Below are 718 nucleotides of genomic sequence, written 5' to 3'. Positions count from 1 at the left end.
GGGGCTGTAGTAGATAAGGATTAAATATCACACCATTTTCTCAAGGTTTTCAGCTGATTAGATGGTGAGCCATAGTTGAATCTAAACTCGCACTCTTTTAAAAACAAATGGAAGTTCTTCTTATTAATCCCATTATACTTTCTGAGTGTTCGTTTGGACTGATTCCAGAAGTTCTCAATGCCATTGATGTGATTGTTCTTACCGCAAATGAACTCTATAGAGTGATTGACTCTGAAATGTTTAAACTCACTCACATCTAATGCATTGTAACTTCGATAGCTATCCGTATAAACAAAGCTGTCAGGCTTGATTTTACGCTTAATAACAGGCATTAGGGTAGTCTGTTTGGTGTCTGCTACGACAATGGTATAAACCTTACCGTTTCGTTTTAGAATACCAAATACAGCGGTTTTACCAGCTGCCCCGCGACCTCTTTTGCCTTTGCGTACACCGCCAAAGTAACTTTCATCTAATTCGACCTCACCATCAAAAAGCTCATCAGCTTCTAATGAGAGATGGTAATCTATCACAAGTCTTATTTTATGATAAAAAAGTGCAGCAGTATTAGGCTGAATATCAAGCAAATCTGCGGCTGTTCTAGCAGTCACTTCAGCCGTAAAAAACTCTAACAGCCTTCGCTGTGCTTTTTTACTTAGTTTACAACGGGTTATCTTCATAAAAGTAGTCTAGCATAGTGCTTATCTACTACAGCCCCTAA

1 protein-coding gene is annotated in these 718 nt (G+C 38.6%); it reads right to left on the bottom strand.

What is annotated here, in order from left to right:
- Positions 1–20: 20 nt before the first annotated feature.
- Complete coding sequence (locus JMY00_RS13535) at positions 21–677, bottom strand: IS1595 family transposase (RefSeq protein ID WP_045455674.1); 657 nt, start codon at positions 675–677, stop codon at positions 21–23.
- Positions 678–718: the final 41 nt, after the last annotated feature.

Origin of the sequence: Psychrobacter sp. Pi2-52, from assembly GCF_904846705.1 — a bacterium.
Classification (GTDB): Bacteria; Pseudomonadota; Gammaproteobacteria; order Pseudomonadales; family Moraxellaceae; genus Psychrobacter.
The sequence above is the reverse complement of the archived record's forward strand: the minus strand, read 5'-3'. Positions and strand labels throughout refer to the sequence as shown.